We start from the raw sequence: 23,240 nt of genomic DNA, 5'->3' as shown, positions 1-23,240 counted from the left end.
CGCCGGGCGTCCGGGGGCATCCTCAGAATGATAGAAATGCCATTGCTGGCCAGCGGCGGCGCAACCGCCGCCCCTGGCCAGAAGATTGTCCTCACCGTGCCGTCGCCAGGCCGACGATGACGCCGGTTGCAAGGCTGATCAGAAGGAAGTCGTTGTCGACCCGCACCCACTGCTGGCCGCGCGGCGGCGGACGCAGCTTGTAATAGCGATAGTCGCGCACCTGGGCCATGTGGCGGCGGTCGGCCGGCGACAGGCGATGGCCGCGCGCCCAGCGTTCCTTCTTCTTGACGATCACCCGTTTCTCGATCGTGACGTGCTTGTCGACGTGGCGGTCGACGTGACGATCCATCTGGCGATCGCCATTCCGGTCGATTGGGCGGCGGGAGCGGTCATAGTTCTGCGCCACCTCGAAGGATCCTGCCGGCTGGGCAAGTGCCGCGACCGGCGCGATCAGAACGGAGCTGGCGACGAGCGCGATCAGGAGACGTTTCATTCGGGTGTCCTTTCGTTGTCTTCACCCGAAAATTAGCCCCCTCTTCCTGAACCGAATATGAAAGCGCTACATTACAAATACGTAATGATATCTGACGCTTATGCTGTATTCCTAATATCCATTACTCAACCTTCCGCAAGGCTGACGTAGCGGAAATGGTCGAAATCGGCGGCCTTGCCCACCCCCGACGTGTCGAAGGCGAACATCCCGGCAAAAGCACCGGTGAAGGATCCATGCTCGCCGCGACCGCCCTCGTCCGAAACGACGCCCGCATCGAGAACCGGGCCGATCGCGCGCCAATCCCCTGTTCGTGTCTCCCGCCAGAAGAACTGCAGATCGTTGTCGCGGATCTCCATGGCAAGGTCGATCGGTCCATCCGGAATGGCGATGCCGCTGCCGACAGGGAACTCCAGCCGGCCATGCGGGAAATCGCCGGGGCATGAGAGAATGGTCAGCGCACGCCCGAGCGTTTCGTGCCACGTCACGCCGAGCGCGTGGAATTTGTGACGATTGTAGTACTGCGTCAGGCCCGCGACCTGCTGATAGGTTTCGGCCTTGAAATCCACCGTCGTCTCGGCGCGGAAGGCGTGATGTTCCTGTCGGCGGGCGACCAGCGCCTGCTCGAACCAACTGCCCATGCTCTCGCGCCCGAAGAGCCGGAGATGCCCGGGCCGCCATTCGAGCGAAAAGATCCGCTCCGGCTGCGGTGTGCGCAGCCACTGGAACTCGATCGGCAGCGCACTGTCGTTGAAATCCGTCTCTACGACGGTCGCTGCCGGTATCCGCTCGACCTGAACTGGAGCGGGCACGAGCACCTCCGGCACCGGGCCACCGCTTTCGAGATAGAGCCAGCCGTCATCGCGCCAGACGCATTTCTGCAGCGCCGTCTCGCGGCCGAGCGTGCAGCGACGCTGCGGCGGCAGCGGCCGGCCGCAGAGATGCGTGTGATAGGCCTGACCATCAGGTGTTTCGACATATTGCCCGTGTCCCGCGCGCTGCAGCGGCGCCTCCGGGTGATCCTTTGATGTCATCAGGTAGGTATCCGGATGCATCTCGTAGGGACCATCGATCGTGCGCGACCGCGCCATGGTCACGGCATGATCATATCCGGTGCCGCCTTCCGCCGTCGTCAGGTAGTACCAGCCATTGCGTTTGAAGAGATGCGGCCCCTCGACCAGGCCGAGCGCCGAGCCCGCAAAGATGTTCTTCACCGGACCGACAAGCTTGCGTGTGCGCTCGTCCCACTCCTGCAGCAAAATGCCGTCGAAAGCCGGATGCTTGGGCGAACCGCCGAAACTCTCGGTGCGGTGATTCCACTGCATGTTGAGGAACCACTTGCGGCCGTCATCGTCGTGGAAGAGCGACGGATCGAATCCGGAGGAATTGACGTAGACCGGATCCGACCAGGTCGCCTCGATCGCTTCCGCCGTGACGATGTAGTTGTGCGCGTCCTTGAAGTTGCCGTCGAAGCGCTTGACGTCTGTGTAAACCAGCCAGAACAGCCCGTCGTTGTAGGACAGGCACGGCGCCCAGACGCCGCAGCTATCAGGGTTGCCGCGCATGTCGAGCTGGCTTGCCCGCTCCAGCGGCCGACGCACGAGCCGCCAGTTCACCAGGTCACGCGAGTGATGGATCTGCACGCCCGGATACCATTCGAAGGTGGAGGTCGCGATGTAGTAATCGTCGCCGACGCGGCAGATCGAAGGGTCCGGGTTGAACCCCTTCAGGATCGGGTTGCGGATCATGGCAGTCATGGGTTTCGGCGTCCTCCGTTGGTGCGCACATCCGATCTCAAAAATCATACGATTTCAAGACTGCAACGTTGCAGTAAGACGTTCAAGCACCTCTCTATGGCCGTCTTTCCACACCGATTCGCACCGCTGACGCGCCGGCGGGAACCGTCCGCTCACGCTCAGACCGACGAAGCGGTACGGGTTTGCACAAACAATGGGCAGAGCGCCGGGACAGCTTATTCTACTTTAGTCGGAGGCGGCCGAACTACACGGGAAAATCGTACCTCGGACTTGAACGCGCGCTTGAAATCGGCACTCTGGCTGTGCTTGGCACAAGAACCATAAGAGCCATCGCGGGGAGGAAATCGATGAGAGCTTTGCTCGGCTTCAGCCGATTAATAGACACGATCACGGAATTCATCGGAAAGAGCGTTTCATGGCTGATCCTGGCGGCAGTGCTCGTCAGCGCCGGCAATGCCGTGATCCGAAAAATCTTCAACATGTCGTCGAACGCCTGGCTCGAGGCGCAATGGTACCTGTTCGGCGCCGCCTTCATGTTTGCCGCCGCCTACACGCTCAGCCAGAACGAACACATCCGTATCGACGTGGTCTACGGCCAGTTCTCGCGTCGCGTGCAGCACTGGATCGATCTGCTCGGACACCTGCTGTTCCTGATGCCCTTCGTTCTCCTGGTGCTCTACTACCTCTTCCCCTACGTGAAGATGTCCTACGTCTCGGGCGAGGTCTCCTCCTCGGCCGGCGGCCTGATCATCTGGCCGGCCAAGGCCATCCTGCTGGTCGGCTTCCTGCTGCTCGCCTTCCAGGGTGTGTCGGAAATCATCAAGAAGATCGCGATCATGACCGGAAACATGGAAGACCCGACACCCTATGTGCCGACCCATGCGCCGCTTGACGATGTCGTGTCTCCGGAGACCCGTCCATGATCGAATTCATTGCTGAAAACCTGGCGCCGATCATGTTCGCGTCGCTGATCGTGTTCCTGCTCTTGGGATACCCGGTCGCCTTCTCGCTCGCCGCCAACGGCCTGCTGTTCTTCATCATCGGCGTCGAGCTCGCGCCGCTGTCGGACTCGATCAATCTTTCCTGGCCGCTGCTCAATGCACTGCCGGACCGGTTCTGGGGGGTGATGTCAAACGACACATTGCTCGCCATCCCATTCTTTACCTTCATGGGGATCGTGCTCGAGAAATCGGGCATGGCTGAAGACCTGCTCGATACCGTCGGCCAGCTCTTCGGCCCGATCCGCGGCGGTCTTGCCTATGCGGTCATCTTCGTCGGCGCGCTGCTCGCAGCCACCACCGGTGTCGTTGCCGCCTCGGTCATCGCCATGGGCCTGATCTCGCTGCCGATCATGCTGCGCTACGGCTATGACCGGAAGGTCGCCTCGGGCGTCATCGCGGCTTCGGGCACGCTTGCCCAGATCATCCCGCCGTCGCTCGTGCTCATCGTTCTTGCCGACCAGCTCGGCCGCTCGGTCGGCGACATGTACGCCGGCGCCCTGATCCCGGGCCTCGTGCTGACCGGCCTTTACATGGTCTACATCCTGCTGATGACCTTCATCCGGCGCGATTCGATGCCGGCCCTGCCGCTGGAAGCCCGCACGCTCGGTTCCGGCGTCACGTCGCTCGCCGTTGCGCTGGCGGTGGCGGCAGGCATCGCGTATGCCGCCCACGTCTATCTCTACCCGACCCAGGGCGAGAATGCCGACATCCTCGGCGGCACCGTCGGCGTCATCGTCATCTACGTCGTCGCGCTTATCGACCGCGGCCTGAAGATCAATGCGATGTCGAGGCTTGCCCAGCAGGTCATCATCGTGCTGATTCCGCCCTTGGCGCTGATCTTCCTCGTCCTCGGCACCATCTTCCTCGGCATCGCGACGCCGACCGAAGGCGGTGCGATGGGCGCCGTCGGTGCGCTGATCATGGCAGCCGCCAAGGGCCGTCTCAACATGGACGTGGTGCGCGGGGCGCTCACGGCAACGACCCGGCTTTCGGCCTTCGTGCTGTTCATCCTGATCGGTGCGCGCGTCTTCTCGCTCACCTTCTATGGCGTCAACGGCCACATCTGGGTCGAACACCTGCTGACGGCGATGCCGGGCGGCGAAACCGGCTTCCTCATTACCGTCAACCTGCTCGTCTTCTTCCTGGCCTTCTTCCTGGATTTCTTCGAGCTCGCCTTCATCATCGTGCCGCTCCTGGCGCCCGCCGCCGACAAGCTCGGCATCGACCTCATCTGGTTCGGCGTTCTGCTCGGCATCAACATGCAGACGAGCTTCATGCACCCACCCTTCGGCTTCGCGCTCTTCTATCTGCGTTCGGTCGCGGCAAAGGTGCCCTATCTCGACAAAATCACCGGCAAGACGATCCAGCCCGTCACGACCGGGCAGATCTACTGGGGTGCGGTGCCTTTCGTCGGCATCCAGATCCTGATGGTGGCGCTGACGATCATGTTCCCGCAGATGGTCATGCACTACAAGGGAACGGGCATGGGCGTCGATCCGAACACAATCAAGATCGAGGTGCCGGGCTTTGCGCCGGGTGGTGGCCTGACGCTTCCGGACAATGGCGGTGGCCTCGGCCTTCCGGGCGGCCTGCAGCTTCCAGGCGGCAGCCCGCTCGACCAGAAGCCTGCGGATCAGGGCGGCGGCTCCGGCGCCCAGCCGCAGACCGCGCCCTCGAACGACCTCAGCCAGCCGCCTTCGTTCGGCGGCACGGGTGCCCAGCCGCAGACGGCACCGTCAAACGACCTCAGCCAGCCGCCTTCGTTCAAGTAAGACGGCTGGCACACAAAACATAAGGGCGGCCCCGCAAGGGCCGCCCTTTTCGTTTGCCGACAACAATACTCGATGCCTGTAGGAGGTCGAGCGCAAACCACACTCTCCCCCATTCCTGTGCCTGTCACAGGAATCTAGCCAGCCCAAGTCCTTGGGCTGAAAAGAGTCTTTCGATCCGACGGACGTCGGATCGCTGGATCCCCGCCACCAGGGCGAGGATGAGGGAGAACGGGGCACGCATATCGCCGCAGGCCATCGTCGAGGTCTGTCAGCAATCTCAGGGCAGCCACACCAAACGCACTTGCTCAATCGATCCTCTTGGCCGGATTGTCGCGATACCAGTCGACGATCATGGGCATCATCTCCTCGAACGGTCCGCCGACATAGACGTTGAGCAGACCCATGCGCGATGCGCTCTCATTGCGGAAATCATGCATCGTTCCGCGCGGGATGACGCAGAGCGAGCCCTTGGCCATCTGGTGCCAGGTGTCGCCGACCAGGATGCTGGCGGTGCCCTCGATGACGTAGAAAATCTCGTCATTGTCGTCGTGCTTGTGAGCGCCGGGTCCTTCATGCCGAGCATCGAGCCACCATTCCGAGATCGAAAAGCGGCCTAGGGTTTCCGGGCGATCGGCTTTGAAGACAGCCTGTATGGCACCCATGTCGTACCGGCGGCCCTGATGGGGACCGAGCACGACCGATTGGCCTTCGCTTGGCATTGCACCTTCTCCCTTTCATCAAGGCCGCAACCATACCACGAAACCGCTGCCGTGCCGCGCCTCCTGCGCATGCGTAGGGATCAGAAATGCAGGGTCGTCGGGACGCCGGCGGCCTCCGGCCGAAACGAAAAGCCGCCCGCAACAGACGTTGCGAGCGGCCCTTTGTCATCAGCAACAGGCGAAAGCTTAGAGCTTGCCGCCGCGCTGCTGGATCATCATGAAGGTGTCGTAGTTGTATTCGGCGATCTGGGCGTTGAGGTAGTACTCGCCGCGGAAGGCCTTGATCGAGTCCCAGATCTTCTTGAAGGTCGGGTTCGAGTCTTCCATTTCGGCATAGACTTCGTTCGCCTTGTCGAAGCAGGCCGACAGGATTTCGGCGCTGAACGGGCTGAGCTTGGCACCGGAAGCCACCAGGCGCTTGATCGCCGACGGGTTCAGGTAGTCGTACTTCTGCAGCATGTTCGCGTCGGTCGCCTGGCAGGCGGTGCGCAGCAGCGACTGGTAGTTCTTCGGCAAGCCGTCGAAGGCCGCCTTGTTGAACATGGCGTGGACCGTCGGGCCACCTTCCCACCAGCCGGGATAGTAGTAGTAGGGCGCGACCTTGTAGAAGCCGAGCTTCTCGTCGTCATAGGGGCCGACCCATTCGGCGGCGTCGATGGTGCCCTTTTCGAGCGCCGGATAGATGTCGCCGCCGGCGATCTGCTGCGGCACGACGCCGAGCTTCTCGACGACCTTGCCGGCGAAGCCCCCGATGCGCATCTTCAGGCCCTGCATGTCGGCGACCGTCTTGATCTCCTTGCGGAACCAGCCGCCCATCTGCACGCCGGTATTACCGTTGGGGAAACCGACGAGGCCCTGGGTTCCCAGGAACTCGTTGAAGAGATCGATGCCGCCGCCGTGGTAGTGCCAGGCGTTCATGCCGCGCGCATTGAGCGCGAAGGGAACGGCGGCACCAAGCGCCCAAGTCGGGTCCTTGCCCCAGTAATAATAGGAAACCGTGTGGCAAGCCTCGACCGTACCGGCAGCCGCCGCGTCAGCAGCCTGCAGGCCGGGCACGATTTCGCCGGCGGCGAAGACCTGAATCTGGAAGTTGCCGTCGGTCGCTTCCGACACATGCTTCGCTAGCACTTCACCGCCGCCATAGATCGTGTCGAGCGACTTTGGGAACGACGATGCCAGGCGCCAGTTGATCTTGGGGTTTGCCTGCGCAATGGCCGGCGTTGCAAGCGCGGCAGCACCCGCTGCGGCCAAGCCACCGAGGCTTGCGTTTTTGATAAATGAACGGCGATCCATGGTTCCTCCCCTAGTTCTCGCCAAAAGGGCGGCCGCGATCAGCGCTACCACCCATCAATCCACCCTGCCCCTTCCCGGGCGACGGTGGCTCCTCCTCGTTAACCTGCCGAAACGACGCAAATCGGCGTCGCAATCGACCGGCATTGCAGCACCTTACAGAAACACCGGACCATGTCCAGAAGGCGCTTTCCGGCACCTATTCGACTTTTGTCTAATGCGCCGGAAAGCAGGCAGTTTTGCCCAAAATGCAGGCAAATCAATGTTTTCAGCAGAACTTAGCGTTCGGCCGACGATGCCCAGAGGTTGATATCGGCCTCACGGGCATAGAGATCGATCTCGGCCAGCTCCTCCGCCGTGAACGTGTCGTTTTCGAGCGCCTTGACGCAATCGACGATCTGTTCGGAGCGGCTGGCGCCGATCAGCGCCGAGGTGATCCGGCCGTTGCGCAGCACCCAGGCAAGCGCCATCTGCGCCAGAGTCTGGCCGCGCTTTTCGGCGATGCCGTTCAGCTTGCGGATGTTGTCGATGATCTCCGGGCGGATGAAGTCCTTCTTGAGGAAGTGGTTCTGCGCCGCCCGGCTGTCGCTCGGAATGCCCTGCAGATACTTGGTCGTCAGCATGCCCTGGGCAAGCGGCGAAAAGACGATCGAGCCGATGCCGAGATCTTCGAGCGTGTGGATCAGGCCATCGTCCTCGATCCAGCGGTTGAGCATCGAATAGCTCGGCTGATGGATGAGGCACGGTGTGCCGAGATCCTTGAGAATTGCAGCCGCTTCGCGGGTGCGCTGCGAATTGTAGGAGGAAATGCCGACATAAAGCGCCCTGCCCGAACGCACGATATGGTCGAGCGCGCCACAGGTTTCTTCAAGCGGCGTGTCCGGATCGAAACGGTGCGAATAGAAGATGTCGACATAGTCGAGCCCCATGCGCTTCAGGCTCTGGTCGCAGGAAGCGATCATGTACTTGCGGCTGCCCCATTCGCCGTAAGGACCGGCCCACATATCGTAGCCGGCCTTGGACGAGATGATCAGCTCATCGCGCAGATGGGCGAAATCCGTGCGCATGATTTCGCCGAAGGCGGTCTCGGCCGAGCCCGGAGGCGGGCCGTAATTGTTGGCGAGATCGAAATGGGTAATGCCGAGGTCAAACGCGGTGCGGCACATGTCGACCTTGCGGTCATGCGGCGTGTCACCGCCGAAATTGTGCCAGAGCCCCAGCGAGATCGCCGGCAGCTTCAGGCCGGAGCGGCCGACGCGGTTATACTTCATGGTGTCGTAGCGGTTTTCCGCCGGTAGCCAGGTCATCGCACAATCCTCCGCGATCCGTATCCGGATGGCGGCATGCACCTACCATCCCTCAAAACGAGAAGGGTTTCCGTGATCACGGAAACCCAAGCTTGCTGTCAAAGATATCTCTAATCGCCGAACGCTCGCGAGGGAAGCTTTGCCCCAGCCAAAATCTCCGTCATTCCTGTGCTTGTCACAGGAATCCAGCCAGCCCAAGTCCTTGGGCTGAATAGTCTTTTGACCCGACAGACGTCGTGTCGCTGGATCCCCGCCACAAGGGCGAGGATGAGGGAGGTTGGGGTGCAGCTCTCCCCCGGAAGCCTCTCTTCCGAGTTTGCAGAGGGCCCCCTGGTCCGCGGCGCGCGTGCCGGACGGCTGCCCCCTATGAAGCCGCAGCGACGCGATTTCCCGACATTTCTTCTTGCCGCTCCCGCAGCAGCGCCCGCGCCTCCTCGATGCCGAGCGCGGCCGGCTGCGTGCAGGTGGTGGAGAGCTCGATGAAGCGGCCCTCCTCGCCCGATTTCAGGATCGAGACCATGACGTCGACGCCGTGCAGCGCCCGGTCGAGCGAGCAGCGGGCATCGCGGCCTTCAAGGATCGCCTGCGCCATGTCGGCTAGGCCGGCGGTGCGGTAGTTCGCCATCGGTCCCTGCGGATGCTCCTGGTTTTCGACGCCGAAGGGATGATCCCAGGGTTCCAGTGGCTCAATGTTCCTGTCGCGACCGCTTATCTCCACCTTGCCGCCGAAGAAGTTCGGATCGGGCACGTAGAGCGAGCCTTCGGTGCCATAGAGCTCCATATTGGCATGGCGATGCGACCAGACATCCCAGCTCGCCGACAGGGTGATCGTCGCGCCATTTTGGAACTCGAGCAGCGCGTGGATGTTGGTCGGGGTCTTGACCGGGATCTCCTCGCCCTTGCGTGGCTCGCTGGTGATGGTGCGGGTCGGGTTGGCCATGGAGGACAGTGCTGCGACGCGCTTCACCGGCCCGATCAGGTTGATCAGGTTGGCGATGTAATAGGGGCCGAGATCGAGGATCGGGCCGCCGCCGGGCAGGAAGAAGAAGTCCGGGTTCGGATGCCACATCTCCATGCCCGGGCTCATCACGTGGCAGGTGCCAGACGTCACCCGGCCGATCTTGCCGGCATCGATGGTGCTGCGGGCCAGCTGGTGCGCGCCGCCGAGGAAGGTGTCCGGTGCGCAACCGACGGAAAGGCCTTTGTCCCTAGCGATCGCCCTGAGGTCTTCGCCCTGTTCGAGCGAAAGCACCAATGGCTTTTCAGAGTAGACGTGCTTGCCGGCCTCGAGGATCGCCTTCGACACCGGGTAGTGCGCGTCCGGGATCGTCAGGTTGACGACGATGTCGACGTCAGGATTGGCGAGCAGCGCTTCGATGCTCTGCGCCTCGACGCCGTATTCGGCTGCCCGCGCCTCGGCTGCCGCCGGGTTGATGTCGGCGCAGGCGACGACCTTGATGCCCTTAAAGAGGGGAGCGAGCTTGAAGTAGGTGGTGGAGATGTTGCCGCATCCGATGATGCCGACGCCAAGTTCCTTGGTCATGGATGAACCTGCTTCTCAATAGGATTGGATGGAGGCGAGCGAACGCTTGGCGAAGCGCTTGAAATCGCTCGGATTGTCATGTTCCGCAATGAAGTAGCGGGCCTTGGTTCCTGAGAGCGCCTGGAACAGGCCTTTCCAGTCGACTGTGCCCTCGCCGACATCGGCCCAGCCGTCCTCGTCCTTCTTCTCGCCGGTGGGCGCGATGTCCTTCACGTGGACGGCGGTGATGCGGTCGCCGTATTTCCTGATCCAGGCGATCGGGTCGGCACCGCCGCGGATGATCCAGGCGATGTCGGCTTCCCAGGAAAGATCCGGTCCGCCTTCGAAGATCAGGTCCTGCGGAATGCTGCCGTCAGGAAGGGCAAAGAATTCGAAGTCGTGGTTGTGCCAGCCGAAGATCAGCCCGGCATCGCGATAGGGCTTGCCGGCCTTCTGCAGCCGCTCTCCGAAGGCACGCCAGCCGGCCGCATCCGTCGGGCGCTGGTCGGGCATCAGGTACGGGCAATAGATCGCCTGGATGCCGAGCGCCTTGGCGATCTCCAGCACGCGGCCCGGATCGCTTTCGAGCATGTCCAAGCCAAAGTGCGCCGTCGGCATGGCGAGGCCATTGCTGTCGAGCCCTTCCTTGAAGCTCGCGATCTCCGCGTCGCTGAGCGCCGCATAGAGTGCGCCATAGCCTTCGACCTGGCTGTAGCCGGCCTGTCCGAGTGCCTCGAGCACATTGGCGAACGGCGGGAAATTGCGGGCGCTATAAAGCTGGAAACTGACGTCCTTCATGAAATCCTCCTCGAAAGATCGTTTGGTCTTGGGTCAATTGCCCTTGGGGGTTGGGGTCCTGGGATCACTTGAGCCAGGTGTCGTAGTCCGACACCAGCAGGTGGGTGGGTGCCGCGTCCTCCTCGATCGCCGAGAAGCGACCGACGGGCTCGCGGAAATAGTTGTCGGTGAGATCGTCGTTGACGGTCGAAACCTCGCCCATCAGCACGTCCGTGGCTTCGGCCCAGAAGGCGTGCCAGTTGCCGGGCAAAAGCGTGACGCTTTCGCCGGCCTTGAGCTTCAAGAGTTCGCCAGCCTTGAGTGTGCGAAGTCGCGCATCGGTGGCGACGACGACATCGCTCTCCTCGTCGACGGTGCCATCAGGCCTCGAATTGTACATCTGCAGCACCAGCGAGCCGCCGCCGCGGTTGATGATGTCCTCGGTCTTCACCGCATGGCGGTGCAGCGGATTGACCTGGTCCTTGGCGGTGATCATCAGCTTCTCGGCATAGACCATGCCGTGGCCGGTCGTGAGGTTCGCGGCGTTGCCATTGCGCAGCGTGAAGAGCACGAGCCCGAATTCATCGAAGCGTCCCTTGCCGTAGTCGGTGATGTCCCAGCCGAGCCGGGCATCGAAGATCGTCGGGCTGTCAGAGGCGACCCGCGCCTTCAGTTGTTCTGGCGACCAGTAGGCAAAGGGCGGCAGTGTGAAGCCGTAGCTCTTCATGAAGGCACCGCTCTCGGCGATGATATCGTTGACGTGGCTGCGTTTCATGGCGGTCAACCTTTTCCCTGGCAGGATTCAAGATCGAAGGCGGCAAAGCGCGGAAGCTCGCCTGCGGCGAGCGGCACCTTCGGCGTGAAGCGGACAAGCTTGGTTTCCCCGGCCAGCAGATCAAAGGCATTGTCGGAGTATCGGCCGGCGACATCGGCCTCGATCATCACATGCAGCGCCAGGCCGCTTGCCTTGACGCTGACGTCGAAAGCGCCTTCGCCCGCCGGCGCCACATCGAGTGTCAAACCGGACGGTTGCAGGTCGAGTGCCTTGTAGGTGCCGTTGGCGTGGTGCCCCTCGCCGCGCATGCCGTTCGATGCATCGAACGACCAGAACAACAGGTGATCCGCCGGAATATCGGAAGCCGCAAGCGTCACCAGGGTCGCCGCGCGATCCGGGCTGCAGGTGCCGGCGGCCGCCGTCAGCGGCGTGCGCTTGCAATCGAGCGAAACCAAGAAGGTCTGAAGCTCGACCGTCACCGGCTCCGCCGTATCGTTGACCATCGAGAAGGCGATCTCTCTGCCATCCGCCGATGGGATGGCCGCGACCGAAACCGGCTGGAAGAACCGGCGGACCATATAGTGCATCGCCTTCCAGCTACTACCATAGTCGAGGCTCGACCAGGAGGCGACCGGCCAGGTGTCGTTGAGCTGCCAGTAGAGCGTGCCCATGCAATGGGGTTTTAGCGAGCGCCAATAGTCGACGGCCGTGCGGATCGCCAGCCCCTGCTGGACCTGGCTGAGATAAACGAAAGCCGGGAAATCCTTGGGGAAGCGGAAATATCGGAACATCGTGCCGGCGATGCGCTCATTGCCGCCGACATTCTTCTGGTGGCTCTCGATCACAGGCGACGCGATGTTGAGGTCCTTCTCCGCCGCAAACTGCCGGATGACCGGCATCGACGTATAGGACTGGAAGCCGAACTCCGAGCAGAAACGTGGGCGCACGGTGCGGTAATTGTCGAAGGACTTGTTCTCGTGCCAAACCGACCAGTAGTGCATGTCGCCGGAACCATCGGCATGCCAGGCGTCGCCGAAATCGAGATAGCCGGACGCCGGGCTCGACGGCCACCAGATCGCTTCGGGAAGTGCGGCCTTCAGCGCCACCTCGATCGTGCGGTTCAGCCGATCATAGGAGACGAGATAGCGGTCGCGATCCTTGCGCGGCTCGTCGAACCAGGTGAGTGCACCGACCAGCTCGTTGTCACCGCACCAGACCGTGATCGATGGATGCGACGACAGGCGCTTTGCCTGATAATCCACCTCTGCCGCGACATTCTCCAGGAAATCCGGGGTCGAGGGATAGAGGTTGCAGGCGAACATGAAGTCCTGCCACACCAAAAGCCCGAGCCGGTCGCAGAGATCGTAGAACCAGTTCGGCTCGTAGAAGCCGCCGCCCCAGACCCGGATCATGTTCATGTTGGCGTCCACTGCCGAGGTCAGCAGATCCTCGACGCCCTCTGGCGTCACCCGCGACATCAGCGCATCGGCCGGGATCCAGTTGGCACCCTTGCAGAAGATCTCGCGGCCGTTGACGCGGAAGGCAAAGCGGCTGCCGGCCTCGTCCTTGTCGGTCACCAGCTCGATCGTGCGGAAACCGATCTGGCGGCTCACTTGCTCCTGCGGCACCTCGACCGTCAGATGTGACAAATGCTGCTCGCCGCTACCCGCCGGCCACCAGCGCTTTGGTTTTGCGACGGTGAAGACATGGGTGATGCGCGTCTCGCCCTTGCCGACGGCGCAGTCCAGCCGCTCGCGGTCCTCGTCGAGCGAAAAATGTATGGGGACGATGCCGGGCGCGTCGGCAAACAGCGTCACCGTCACCAGAAGGTCGACCGAACCGTCCTCAAGCCAGACCTGCTTGGTCGTCACATGCTCGATGCGGGCGATCTCCAGCCGGCAGAGCGCGAGCTCGCCGTAGACGCCGAGCGGCGCGATTGCGATGTTCCAGTCCCAGCCGAAATGGCACTGGGGCTTGCGCAGCATGTTGCCATTGGCGATCGGCGAATTGCCGGGATGGTAAGGCACGTAGAAGGGCTGCTCGGCCTGCCGGCGCGCGCCTTCGGCGATCGAGGAATGCAGCACGATGCGGATGCGGTTCTCCCCGGCGACGAGAGCGCGGGAAACATCGGGTCTATAGCGGCGGAAGCAGTTCTCCGCTTCGAGCACCAGCGTGTCGTTGACGAAGACCGAGGCAACGGTATCGAGGCATTCGAGGTCGAGATACCAGTAGCCCGCGAGTTCGTCGGCGGCGACCGTGACTGTTCGCTCGATCACCCAGTCCTTGTGCGCCACCCACTGCACGTCATTCTCGTTGCGACCGACATAGGGGTCTTCGATCACGCCCGCTTTCTGCAAGGCCGAGTGCACGTCGCCCGGCAGCGCCATAGCCAAGCTGTGGCTGTTGTCGACCGAGCTGAGCTGCCAATCCCCTGAAATGTCGAGACGGATGGCGGTTCGGGTGTAGTCCTCAGAGAGCATTGTCGTATTTCCATGGATCAACCGGCGACGCCGGCGCTGTCATTGCTGGGAGACGCCGGACAGAGGTCTCTGTCCGGCACGTCCTTTATCTCAGATCCGGTTCTCACTCGTCGCATCGAAGATCGAGGCAACCGCCATGTCGAAGGAGAGCGTGACGGCCGTGCCTGGCGCATAGCGCCGCTGGCCGGCGATGCGCACCGACATCGACTGACCGGCGAGTTTCAGCCACAACAGATTGTCGGCGCCCATCGGTTCCTCGATATCGACCACCGCCCGGTGCAAGGCCGCAGCCCCGCTTGCCGCCTCGTCGACGCGCACATGTTCGGGCCTGAGGCCAAGGACAACCTTCTGCCCGTGCACGAGGGGTGCCCGCGACGGATAGGCGGACACGTCGAAATCGACGCCGTTGGCGTGGACGTAGGCGCGCTGGTCCCCAAGCAGCAGCTCGCCGCGGAAGAAGTTCATCGACGGCGAGCCAATGAAGCCGGCGACGAACAGGTTTTCCGGGGCGTTGTAGATCGTCATCGGATCGGCCAGCTGCTGGATCACACCGCTCTTCATGACAGCGATGCGGTCAGCCAGCGTCAGCGCCTCGATCTGATCGTGGGTGACGTAGATCATCGTGTTCTTCAGCGACTGGTGCAGCCGCTTGATCTCGACGCGCAGCTCCGAGCGCAGCTTGGCGTCAAGGTTGGAGAGCGGCTCGTCGAACAGAAACACGTCGACGTCGCGCACCAGCGCCCGGCCAATCGCCACGCGCTGGCGCTGGCCACCGGAAAGCTCAGACGGTTTGCGCTTCAGGAGCGGCTGGATCTGCAGGATCTCGGAGGCGCGGCGCACACGTTTGTCGATCTCCTCCTTCGGGACCTTCGCAACCTGCAGGCCGAAGGAAAGGTTCTTCTCCACCGACATCTGCGGATAGAGCGCGTAGGACTGGAACACCATGCCGATGCCGCGGTCCTTCGGCTCCTCCCAGGTGACATTCTTGTTCTTGATGAAGATCTGCCCGTCGCTGACATCGAGCAGGCCGGCGATGCAATTGAGCAGGGTCGACTTGCCGCAGCCGGACGAGCCGAGCAGCACCAGGAATTCGCCGTCCTTGATGTCGAGGTTGAGCGTGTCGAGCACAGTGACGGCACCGAAGCTCAACGACAGGTCTTTGACCGATACGCTGACGTTTTGCATGTCCTTACCCTTTCACTGCGCCGGCGGCGATGCCGCGAACAAAAAGCCGTCCGGAGACGAAGTAGACGAAGAGCGGCACGGCACCCGTCAGGATCGTCGCCGCCATGTTGACGTTGTATTCCTTCACGCCCTGGACCGAGTTGACGATGTTGTTGAGCTGAACCGTCATCGGGTAGTATTCCGGCCGGGTGAACACGACGCCGAACAGGAAGTCGTTCCAGATGCCGGTGACCTGCAGGATCATCGCCACGACGAAGATCGGCAGCGACATCGGCAGCATGATCCTGAAGTAGATCGTCCAGAACCCGGCGCCATCGACGCGCGCCGCCTTGAACAGTTCCTCCGGCAGGCCGGCGAAATAGTTGCGGAAGAGCAGCGTCAGGATCGGCATGCCGAAGATGGTGTGCACGATGATGAGGCCGGTCAGCGTGCCGTAGATGCCCATTTCCCGGAGCACGATGACGATCGGGTAGATCATCACCTGATAGGGAATGAAGGCGCCGACGATCAGGATCGTGAAGAACAGCTCCGCGCCCTTGAAGCGCCAGTTGGCAAGCGCATAGCCGTTGACCGAGGCGATCGCGATCGAGACGATCGTCGAGGGAACGGTGATGCGCACCGAGTTCCAGAAGCCGCGCGAAAGGCCGTCGCAGTTAAGCCCGGTGCAGGCACTCGCCCAGGCCTTCGCCCACGGCTCGAAGGTAATTTCGACCGGCGGCGCGAAGATGTTGCCGAGCCGGATTTCCGGCATGCCCTTGAGCGAGGTCATGACCATCACATAGAGCGGCAGCAGGTAGTAGAGCGCCACGACGATCAGCGTGCCGTAGATCATGATGTTACGGCCCGACAGCGCCCGGCGGGGTTTGCGACCGCGTGGGCCGGCGATAACCCTGTCGGCTTGCGCCTGGGGTGCGGCTTCGTCAGCCACCGAATTGAAAGCAACGATATCAGACACGCTTGCGCCCTCCCCCGAATTCCAGATAGGCCCAAGGCACGATGATGATGGCGACGGTGATCAGCATCATGGTCGAGGCGGCGAAGCCCTGACCGAGGTTCTGCGCCTGGAACATGTAGTCGTAGACGTACTTGGCCGGCACTTCCGACGCGATGCCGGGGCCGCCGCTCGTCTGCGCCACCACAAGGTCGTAGACCTTGACGATGCCGCTCGCGATAATCACCAGCGTGGTGATGAAGACGCCGCGCATCATCGGGATGACGACGAAGATGTAGGTCTTCCACATCGGAATGCCATCGACGCGCGCCGCCTTCCAGATGTCCTCGTCGATGCCGCGCAGCCCAGCGAGCATCAGGCACATGACGAGCCCGGTGCCCTGCCAGAGCGCGGCGATCAGGATGCCGTAAATGACGATGTCGGCGTTATAGAGCGGGTCGAAGGTAAAACTCTCCCAGCCGGCCGAACGCACCACAGACTGGATGCCGAATTCCGGATTGAGCAGCCATTGCCACACCAGGCCCGTCACGATGAAGGACAGGGCGAAGGGATAGAGCATGATCGTGCGGAAGGTATTTTCGAAGCGGATCTTCTGATCCATCAGCGCCGCCAGCACGAAGCCGATGACCAGGCTGAAGATCAGCGAAAAGACGCCGTAGATCGCCAGATTCTGCACCGAGACCAGCCAACGCGGCGCGTCCCAGAGGCGCTCGTACTGATCGAGGCCGACGAAGGATAGCCGCGGCAAGAGCTTGGAATTGGTGAAGGAATAGACGACCGTCCAGATCGTGCCGCCGAGGAAAATCACCACGGCCGTCAGGATCATCGGGACGGAGGCAATCTTCGCGTTCAGGTTCCGCAGCCACTGGTTCGGTCGGCCCGAACCTTGTGTGTAGCCTGCCATGTTTCGTTCCTCCGGAACTGCAATGGGTTTCGGACGATGGGCAGCGCCGCGCGATCAACGTCGACGTCGTGCCGCATCAGGGCGACAACCGCTCCCTAAGTGCCGCGTGAAGGCGAACGCACGCGCGGCTGTCGGCACGTCGTGCCGAAAGGGAGGCCTTGGCCGGCCCACGCCATTACGGCGGGACCGGTCAATCAGGCAGTTGCGGTTACTCCGCGTTCGCGATGATGTCGGCGAAACGCTTCTGCGCGTCTTCCGGCGTGATCGACGAGTTGGCGAAGAATTCGGAGAACAGGTCCTCCTTCTGCTTCTGGCTGTCGGCCGAAAGCAGCTGGTCGGTGCCCTGGATCACGTTGCCCTTGGCAAGGATGTCCAGGCCCTTCTTCATGCAGTCGTTGGCGGCTGCGAGGTCGACGTCGCCACGCACCGGCAGCGAGCCCTTCTTGAGATTGAAGGCGACCTGGGTCTTCGGATCGAGCAGCGTCGAAGCCAACGCCTCCTGCGCCTTGGACTTTTCTTCGTCCTTCAGCAGCGGGAAGTAGAATGCGTCGCCACCGGTCGAAATGATCTCGTTGACGCCGAGACCCGGAAGGCAGGTGTAATCCGTTCCGGCTTTCTGGCCGGCAAGCGCGAATTCACCTTGAGCCCAGTCACCCATGATCTGGCCGCCGGCCTTGCCGGTGATGACCATGTTCGTCGCCTGGTTCCAGTCCTGGACATTGGTGCCCTTGGACATGCGGCGGGCGTCGTCAGCGGCCTTGAAGACCTTGGCGATCTCAGGACCGGCCGCCACTTCCTCGTCCTTGTCGCCAAAGACCTTCTGGAACGTGTCCTTGCCGGCGATCGCCACCATCAGCACGTCGAAGGCGCCGGCTGCCTGCCAGGGCTGGCCACCGACTGCGAGCGGCACGATGCCGGCCTTTTCCAGCGCCGGTGCGGCGGCAACAAACTCGTCCCAGTTCTTCGGAACTTCGACGCCGGCCGTCTTGAAGGCGGCGTTCGACAGCCACAGCCACTGCCAGGAGTGGATGTTGACCGGGGCGCAATAGATCTTGCCGTCGATGGTGCAGGAATCGAGCAGGCTTGCCGGCTTGATGATGTCCTTCCACTTCTCGCGGGTCGCGACGTCGGTCAGGTCGCGCATCAGGCCGGCCTGAACCAGCTCTTCTGCCTGGCGGCCGTGGTTGAACTGCGTGGCGCCCATCGGATCACCGCCGGTGATGCGGCTGATCATGATCGGGCGGGCAGTGCCGCCGGAGCCGGCGATTGCGCCGTCAACCCAGTGATTGCCCGTTGCGTCGAAGGCCTTCGCGAGTTCCGCGACCGCGGCTGCTTCGCCGCCGGACGTCCACCAATGGGTTACTTCAAGATCGGCGGCACTGGCCGCACCGAGTGGCAGGGCCACCGCGGTCGCGAGCATGGCTGCAAAAGAACGTATTTTCATGAGTCTCCTCCCTCACTGTAACGTTACCGTAAAAAACTTAATGCAATCGATTACAGGACGCAACACCCACCACAATCGATTTAAACAGAATCTTAGAAAACACCTATTGCGTGCAGATGACAGCGGAAGTCCAAAGCGCTTTGCGCCCGGCGCCTGCCCCTTCGCGTCTTGCAGAAGACTCGCTTATATAGCTGATATTTATAGAACTTCAGCGAGTGCCTTGCGCCGTTGTGGAGATCATCGTCTCGCAAGCGCAAAAGACACCCGCCCCAAGGTGCGATTCAACCAGACCGCTTCAGATTCCGCAGTGCAGCAACGAAAACGCTCGACATCGCAACTGTATCGTTACAGATTTGAAGCAATTTTATCGGTCCAAAGCAGGATAGCCGCTCGCTGCTTTTCGTATATAAGGCGATAAAGTGACGCGGCAGGCAGCAGTGGACAGGGCTGAACCGACGCGTTTCGCCGCCGGGCGGGCAAAACTGGCGGCGCGCGGGCAGAGAGTGGGCGGGTGACGGCAATGGACAGCAAGACGAAAAACAGGCCGCAAACACTGCCGGATGGCGGCCGGCCAACGCTGAAGACGATCGCCTTCATGACCGGGCTCGGCATCACCACGGTTTCCCGGGCGCTGAAGGATGCGCCCGATATCGGCGCGGAAACCAAGGAACGCGTGCGTCTCGTCGCCAAGCAGATCGGCTACCAGCCGAACCGCGCCGGCGTGCGGCTCAGAACCGGCAAGACCAACGTCATCAGTCTCGTATTGACGCTGGAAGAAGAGATCATGGGCATCACCAGCCCGATGGTCGTCGGCATCACCGAGATCCTCGCGGGCACGCCCTATCACCTCGTGGTCACCCCCTATAGCGCCGTCAAGGATGCCCTGGCGCCGATCCGCTACATCCTCGACACGGGCGCTGCCGACGGCGTGATCATCTCGCGCACCGAGCCGCACGATCCGCGCGTGGCACTTCTGACCGAGCGCGGCCTGCCTTTCGTTACCCACGGCCGCACCGAAATGGGCATCGTCCACCCCTATCACGACTTCGACAACGAGCGCTTCGCCTATGAGGCGGTGCGCAAGCTCGTCGCGCGCGGCCGGCGGCGCCTGGTGCTGCTCGAGCCGCCGCCGCATCTCACCTTTTATTCGCATATGCGCGCCGGCTTCGAACGGGGCCTTCGCGACTTTCAGGCCGATGCAATCGGCTTCCACCAGACCAATATCGACCATTCTCTGGTCGAAATCCGCGACGCCTTCGAGGTGCTGATGCGCTCGGAGGACGCGCCCGACGGCATCATCTCGGGGAGCGGTTCAGGCGCGATCGCGCTGATCGCCGGTCTGGAGATGGCCAAGAAGAAGCTCGGCGAAGACTGCGACATGGTTTCGAAGTCCCCGAGCGACTTCCTGCGCTGGCTTCGCCCGGAGGTGATGACCATGTACGAGGACATCCGCGTTGCCGGTCGCGAACTGGCAAAGGCGGTCATCGGCCATATCGACGGCCAACCGCCGGAAACGCTGCAGAGCCTCAGCCAGCCGGAGTTCCAGCCGCCGATCACGCGCGGTCTGCGGGCCTGAGCCGAAAACATCTCCGCCCTCATCCCTGTGCCCTGTCACAGGGATCCAGCAGCGCCGCGTCCGCGGCGCGGAAGAGTCTTTTCGGCCCAAAGACTTGGGCCTGACTGGATTCCTGTGACAGGCACAGGAATGAGGATCTGGGAGACGGCGTGCCCCTCTGTCGTCGACCAGCGACAGTTTGCCATGGGCGTCGTGAAACGACGCGGAAGCACCCTGAAGTCTTGCTTGTGACGCAGAAACCTGCGACAGGCCGGGGCAACAATCGGGCGCGACGGCGCCCCACACCTCCCTTCAGGCTACAGCAGACATGATCCGCATCGAAAACATCAGCAAGCAGCTCAGCCACCGCATCCTTTTCATCGAAGCCTCCGCCGCCCTCAACCGCGGCGAAAAGGTCGGCCTCGTCGGCCCGAACGGCGCCGGCAAAACCTCGCTCTTCCGCATGATTACCGGCGAGGAAGTGCCTGACGAAGGCCAGGTCGCCGTCGATAAGGGCATCACCATCGGCTACTTCAACCAGGACGTCGGCGAGATGGCGGGCGGCAGCGCGGTTGCCGAGGTCATGAACGGCGCCGGGCCGGTCAGCGAAGTCGCCGCCGAACTGCGCGAGCTTGAAGCCGCGATGGTCGATCCGGATCGGCTCGACGAGATGGATGCGATCATCGAGCGCTACGGCGAGGTGCAGGCACGCTACGAGGAGCTCGACGGCTACGCGCTGGAAGGCCGCGCCCGCGAGGTGCTGGCGGGCTTGAGCTTCAGCCAGGAGATGATGGACGGCGATGTCGGCGCGCTCTCGGGCGGCTGGAAGATGCGCGTGGCGCTTGCCCGTATTCTTCTGATGCGGCCCGACGTGATGCTGCTCGACGAGCCGAGCAACCATCTGGATCTCGAAAGCCTGATCTGGCTCGAGGACTTCCTCAAGAACTACGACGGCGCGCTGATGATGACCTCGCACGACCGCGAGTTCATGAACCGCATCATCACCAAGATCATCGAGATCGACGGCGGCTCGCTCAACGCCTATTCGGGCGACTACGGCTTCTACGAGCAGCAGCGCGCCCAGAACGAGAAGCAGCAGCAGGCGCAGTTCGAGCGCCAGCAGGCTATGCTCGCCAAGGAGATCAAGTTCATCGAGCGCTTCAAGGCCCGCGCCTCGCACGCCTCTCAGGTTCAGAGCCGGGTGAAGAAGCTCGACAAGATCGACCGGGTCGAGCCGCCGAAGCGCCGCCAGAGCGTCGCTTTCGAATTCCGCCCGGCGCCACGCTCCGGCGAAGACGTCATCAACATCAAGGGCGTGCACAAGAAATACGGCAGCCGCAGCATCTATGAAGGGTTCGACTTCATGGTGCGCCGGCGCGAGCGCTGGTGCATTATGGGCATCAACGGCGCCGGCAAGTCGACGCTCCTGAAGCTCGTTGCCGGCTCGACCGAACCGGACGTAGGCAACGTCGCGCTTGGCGCCAGCGTCAAGCTGGGTTACTTCGCCCAGCATGCCATGGACGTGCTCGATGGCGACCGCACGGTGCTGCAGCAGCTTGAGGACACGTTCCCGCAGGCAGGCCAGGCACCGCTTCGCGCGCTTGCCGGCTGCTTCGGCTTTTCCGGCGACGATGTCGAGAAGAAGTGCCGGGTGCTTTCCGGTGGCGAGAAGGCCCGCCTGGTGATGGCAATCATGCTGTTCGATCCGCCGAACCTGCTGGTTCTCGACGAGCCGACCAACCACCTCGACCTCGACACCAAGGAAATGCTGATCAAGGCGCTGGCGGACTACGAAGGCACCATGCTCTTCGTCTCGCACGACCGCCACTTCCTCGCCGCACTGTCCAACCGTGTGCTCGAACTGACGCCGGACGGCATCCACCAGTATGGCGGCGGCTACACCGAATATGTCGCCCGCACCGGCCAGGAAGCTCCCGGTCTGCGGAGCTGACACGAAAATAGGCGAGCTGGGCGTCGCGCGCCGGCGCCCAGCATTCGCAGTGCCCGCCTTCCTCGGCGGGGACCGAGGGTCCACAAGCAAAGTCCGAACGCACAACGCGACTCCGCTCTAAATCGGTACTGAAAAAACTAGGTTCTTGTGAAGTGCTACCGTAGCAGCTGCTACAGATCCTACCGGATGGCCGCTTGAAATCGATGGGACTTTGGTCCGATTCGCGCAGTCAAAGGTCCGAGTGTCATTGTCGCGACGCTCACCATTCACATATTGCTGGGCTGGCTGGGGCGCCATCGCAGCATCTGCTGCCAATCACTTCAGACAGGTGATGTTCGGCATGACACCGAAAATTGCATGGAAAGACCGAATGACGAACCGCGTATGGGGCTTTGTATCCAACCCCTTCACCATCGGCATCTACCTTGCGCTGGCCACCCTTTGCGCTTTCTTCGGCAGCGCGGCGACCGGCATCCCGGCATACGTGCTTATGGCCGTCGGGTTTCTGCTGGTGATCTTTGTCGATCCGCCGAAAAGGCTGGGCAAGCTGCGGGCACAGCGCCGCCGCTCGGGTGGCGACCGCAACGCCTATCGGCGTTAGTTACGCCCATCGGCGAAAGCGCCTGGCGGCAATCGCAGCGCCAGGCGCCCTTCCCGGAACAATACACGACGTCAGCAGTTTCCCGACGAAGCAAGCAAATTCACATGAACGGACGTATGACGTCCACGGTGCACGGAAGCCATCATGCGCAGATGGCGATGAAAGCGCGTGGGCACGATGAAGACCAAGCACTATGTGCTGCAGATCTTTCGAGCCACCTTCACCGACAGGCTGGTGCTGATCATTATTGTGCTGATGATTGCCTCGGTGTTCGCCGTCCTGCCAATCAAATCCTGCTCCAATCCGGGTGCATCGGGCGGCACAGGGATATCAGCGACCTCATCGATGACGGGCTAAAGCGTGTCGCGCAAAAGTGCGCAGCGGTTTTGCGATAACGACATGCGAAATATCGAAAACTTAAAGCGCTAGGAGCAAATCTGGAAGATCGCGACGCGCTTTAGCATCTTGTCCGAACGAAGCGGCGGCGGCAGCCCCAACGCAAAACGGGGCAGCCAAGGCCGCCCCGTCTCAAGCTGCTCTGTCGTCGAGACTTAGATCACTTCATTGTTTCATCGAAACTGAAGCGATCTAAGTCTTTGAAATCACGCAGTTCCGGACGGAAAACCGCTTTGCACTTTTCCTGGAATTGCTTTAGCCGTTGAGGCCGCTGCCCCACGGACCGTGATGGCTGTCGGCGCCGTCAATGCGGTCGAAGCCGTGGGCGCCGAAGAAGTCGCGCTGCGCCTGGATGACGTTGG

The 23,240-nt window shown here is 62.2% G+C and carries 20 protein-coding genes; 6 read left to right on the top strand and 14 right to left on the bottom strand.

The features are described 5' to 3' along the window. Window positions 1-91 precede the first annotated feature (91 nt). Both BLU35_RS09805 and BLU35_RS09800 read right to left on the bottom strand, forming a co-directional pair. Entirely contained in the window at window positions 92-493 is a 402-nt protein-coding gene (locus BLU35_RS09805; RefSeq protein WP_058324214.1) for an RcnB family protein, read from the bottom strand. A 125-nt stretch (window positions 494-618) separates the two neighbouring features. Continuing rightward, window positions 619-2,238, bottom strand: coding sequence for a glycoside hydrolase family 43 protein (locus BLU35_RS09800; protein WP_502688149.1), 1,620 nt, complete (start codon window positions 2,236-2,238; stop codon window positions 619-621). Between the two features lie 356 nt (window positions 2,239-2,594). Between BLU35_RS09800 and BLU35_RS09795 the strand changes: the two genes are divergently transcribed. Further along, window positions 2,595-3,170, top strand: coding sequence for a TRAP transporter small permease subunit (locus tag BLU35_RS09795; RefSeq protein WP_058324212.1), 576 nt, complete (start codon window positions 2,595-2,597; stop codon window positions 3,168-3,170). Continuing rightward, window positions 3,167-5,020, top strand: a complete 1,854-nt coding sequence (locus BLU35_RS09790) for a TRAP transporter large permease (protein ID WP_093232954.1) — start codon at window positions 3,167-3,169, stop codon at window positions 5,018-5,020. Before BLU35_RS09795 ends, BLU35_RS09790 begins: the two co-directional genes overlap by 4 nt. 305 nt (window positions 5,021-5,325) lie before the next feature. On the opposite strand, the gene BLU35_RS09785 is transcribed toward BLU35_RS09790, so the two are convergent. The 11 genes from BLU35_RS09785 to BLU35_RS09735 form a co-directional block, all read right to left on the bottom strand. After that, window positions 5,326-5,739, bottom strand: coding sequence for a cupin domain-containing protein (locus BLU35_RS09785; protein ID WP_057254267.1), 414 nt, complete (start codon window positions 5,737-5,739; stop codon window positions 5,326-5,328). Window positions 5,740-5,925: 186 nt separating this feature from the next. Continuing rightward, window positions 5,926-7,032, bottom strand: a complete 1,107-nt coding sequence (locus tag BLU35_RS09780; RefSeq protein WP_057254265.1) for a TRAP transporter substrate-binding protein — start codon at window positions 7,030-7,032, stop codon at window positions 5,926-5,928. A 275-nt stretch (window positions 7,033-7,307) separates the two neighbouring features. Further along, the gene (mgrA, locus tag BLU35_RS09775) at window positions 7,308-8,336 is read right to left on the bottom strand and encodes an L-glyceraldehyde 3-phosphate reductase (RefSeq protein ID WP_058328731.1); all 1,029 of its coding nucleotides are present in this window, start codon (window positions 8,334-8,336) and stop codon (window positions 7,308-7,310) included. A 364-nt stretch (window positions 8,337-8,700) separates the two neighbouring features. Beyond that, window positions 8,701-9,879 carry a Gfo/Idh/MocA family protein gene (locus tag BLU35_RS09770; RefSeq protein WP_093232953.1) on the bottom strand — a complete coding sequence of 393 codons (1,179 nt, stop codon included), beginning with the start codon at window positions 9,877-9,879 and terminating at the stop codon, window positions 8,701-8,703. A 15-nt stretch (window positions 9,880-9,894) separates the two neighbouring features. Further along, window positions 9,895-10,656, bottom strand: a complete 762-nt coding sequence (locus BLU35_RS09765; protein ID WP_093232952.1) for a sugar phosphate isomerase/epimerase family protein — start codon at window positions 10,654-10,656, stop codon at window positions 9,895-9,897. 64 nt (window positions 10,657-10,720) lie between these two features. Then, window positions 10,721-11,410: a D-lyxose/D-mannose family sugar isomerase gene (locus BLU35_RS09760; protein ID WP_093232951.1), complete on the bottom strand. Its 690-nt coding sequence runs from the start codon at window positions 11,408-11,410 to the stop codon at window positions 10,721-10,723. 5 nt (window positions 11,411-11,415) lie between these two features. Beyond that, a complete protein-coding gene (locus tag BLU35_RS09755) occupies window positions 11,416-13,890 on the bottom strand; it encodes a beta-mannosidase (protein WP_093232950.1) in 2,475 nt (824 codons plus the stop codon). A gap of 90 nt (window positions 13,891-13,980) precedes the next feature. Beyond that, complete coding sequence (locus tag BLU35_RS09750; protein ID WP_093232949.1) at window positions 13,981-15,075, bottom strand: ABC transporter ATP-binding protein; 1,095 nt, start codon at window positions 15,073-15,075, stop codon at window positions 13,981-13,983. 4 nt (window positions 15,076-15,079) lie between these two features. Beyond that, window positions 15,080-16,030: a carbohydrate ABC transporter permease gene (locus BLU35_RS09745; RefSeq protein WP_057254252.1), complete on the bottom strand. Its 951-nt coding sequence runs from the start codon at window positions 16,028-16,030 to the stop codon at window positions 15,080-15,082. Beyond that, window positions 16,023-16,931, bottom strand: coding sequence for a carbohydrate ABC transporter permease (locus BLU35_RS09740; RefSeq protein WP_093232948.1), 909 nt, complete (start codon window positions 16,929-16,931; stop codon window positions 16,023-16,025). The genes BLU35_RS09745 and BLU35_RS09740 overlap by 8 nt, the downstream gene beginning before the upstream one ends. A 208-nt stretch (window positions 16,932-17,139) precedes the next feature. Further along, window positions 17,140-18,375 carry an ABC transporter substrate-binding protein gene (locus BLU35_RS09735; RefSeq protein WP_058324202.1) on the bottom strand — a complete coding sequence of 412 codons (1,236 nt, stop codon included), beginning with the start codon at window positions 18,373-18,375 and terminating at the stop codon, window positions 17,140-17,142. Window positions 18,376-18,895: 520 nt separating this feature from the next. On the opposite strand from BLU35_RS09735, the gene BLU35_RS09725 reads away from it, so the two are divergent. From BLU35_RS09725 to BLU35_RS09710, 4 genes are all read left to right on the top strand, one after another. Beyond that, on the top strand, window positions 18,896-19,951 hold the full coding sequence (locus BLU35_RS09725; RefSeq protein WP_057254246.1) for a LacI family transcriptional regulator: 1,056 nt from the start codon (window positions 18,896-18,898) through the stop codon (window positions 19,949-19,951). Between the two features lie 307 nt (window positions 19,952-20,258). Then, window positions 20,259-21,881, top strand: coding sequence for an ABC-F family ATP-binding cassette domain-containing protein (locus tag BLU35_RS09720; RefSeq protein WP_093232946.1), 1,623 nt, complete (start codon window positions 20,259-20,261; stop codon window positions 21,879-21,881). A gap of 370 nt (window positions 21,882-22,251) precedes the next feature. Next, window positions 22,252-22,482 carry a hypothetical protein gene (locus tag BLU35_RS09715; RefSeq protein WP_058328736.1) on the top strand — a complete coding sequence of 77 codons (231 nt, stop codon included), beginning with the start codon at window positions 22,252-22,254 and terminating at the stop codon, window positions 22,480-22,482. Between the two features lie 168 nt (window positions 22,483-22,650). Then, complete coding sequence (locus BLU35_RS09710) at window positions 22,651-22,839, top strand: hypothetical protein (protein ID WP_058328737.1); 189 nt, start codon at window positions 22,651-22,653, stop codon at window positions 22,837-22,839. Window positions 22,840-23,133: 294 nt separating this feature from the next. On the opposite strand, the gene BLU35_RS09705 is transcribed toward BLU35_RS09710, so the two are convergent. Then, the coding region (locus tag BLU35_RS09705; protein ID WP_143032913.1) for a hypothetical protein at window positions 23,134-23,240 on the bottom strand (107 nt) is incomplete at its 5' end.

Origin of the sequence: Sinorhizobium sp. NFACC03 (genome assembly GCF_900103435.1) — a bacterium.
Classification (GTDB): Bacteria; Pseudomonadota; Alphaproteobacteria; order Rhizobiales; family Rhizobiaceae; genus Ensifer.
This window is presented reverse-complemented; position numbering and strand designations above follow the sequence as displayed.

Bases quoted from the DNA above. Each gene is read 5' to 3' on its own strand.
- BLU35_RS09805 (WP_058324214.1), bottom strand. From the start codon at position 493: ATGAAACGTCTCCTGATCGCGCTCGTCGCCAGCTCCGTTCTGATCGCG.
- BLU35_RS09800 (WP_502688149.1), bottom strand. From the start codon at position 2,238: ATGATCCGCAACCCGATCCTGAAGGGGTTCAACCCGGACCCTTCGATC.
- BLU35_RS09795 (WP_058324212.1), top strand. From the start codon at position 2,595: ATGAGAGCTTTGCTCGGCTTCAGCCGATTAATAGACACGATCACGGAA.
- BLU35_RS09790 (WP_093232954.1), top strand. From the start codon at position 3,167: ATGATCGAATTCATTGCTGAAAACCTGGCGCCGATCATGTTCGCGTCG.
- BLU35_RS09785 (WP_057254267.1), bottom strand. From the start codon at position 5,739: ATGCCAAGCGAAGGCCAATCGGTCGTGCTCGGTCCCCATCAGGGCCGC.
- BLU35_RS09780 (WP_057254265.1), bottom strand. From the start codon at position 7,032: ATGGATCGCCGTTCATTTATCAAAAACGCAAGCCTCGGTGGCTTGGCC.
- mgrA (WP_058328731.1), bottom strand. From the start codon at position 8,336: ATGACCTGGCTACCGGCGGAAAACCGCTACGACACCATGAAGTATAAC.
- BLU35_RS09770 (WP_093232953.1), bottom strand. From the start codon at position 9,879: ATGACCAAGGAACTTGGCGTCGGCATCATCGGATGCGGCAACATCTCC.
- BLU35_RS09765 (WP_093232952.1), bottom strand. From the start codon at position 10,656: ATGAAGGACGTCAGTTTCCAGCTTTATAGCGCCCGCAATTTCCCGCCG.
- BLU35_RS09760 (WP_093232951.1), bottom strand. From the start codon at position 11,410: ATGAAACGCAGCCACGTCAACGATATCATCGCCGAGAGCGGTGCCTTC.
- BLU35_RS09755 (WP_093232950.1), bottom strand. From the start codon at position 13,890: ATGCTCTCTGAGGACTACACCCGAACCGCCATCCGTCTCGACATTTCA.
- BLU35_RS09750 (WP_093232949.1), bottom strand. From the start codon at position 15,075: ATGCAAAACGTCAGCGTATCGGTCAAAGACCTGTCGTTGAGCTTCGGT.
- BLU35_RS09740 (WP_093232948.1), bottom strand. From the start codon at position 16,931: ATGGCAGGCTACACACAAGGTTCGGGCCGACCGAACCAGTGGCTGCGG.
- BLU35_RS09735 (WP_058324202.1), bottom strand. From the start codon at position 18,375: ATGAAAATACGTTCTTTTGCAGCCATGCTCGCGACCGCGGTGGCCCTG.
- BLU35_RS09725 (WP_057254246.1), top strand. From the start codon at position 18,896: ATGGACAGCAAGACGAAAAACAGGCCGCAAACACTGCCGGATGGCGGC.
- BLU35_RS09720 (WP_093232946.1), top strand. From the start codon at position 20,259: ATGATCCGCATCGAAAACATCAGCAAGCAGCTCAGCCACCGCATCCTT.
- BLU35_RS09715 (WP_058328736.1), top strand. From the start codon at position 22,252: ATGACGAACCGCGTATGGGGCTTTGTATCCAACCCCTTCACCATCGGC.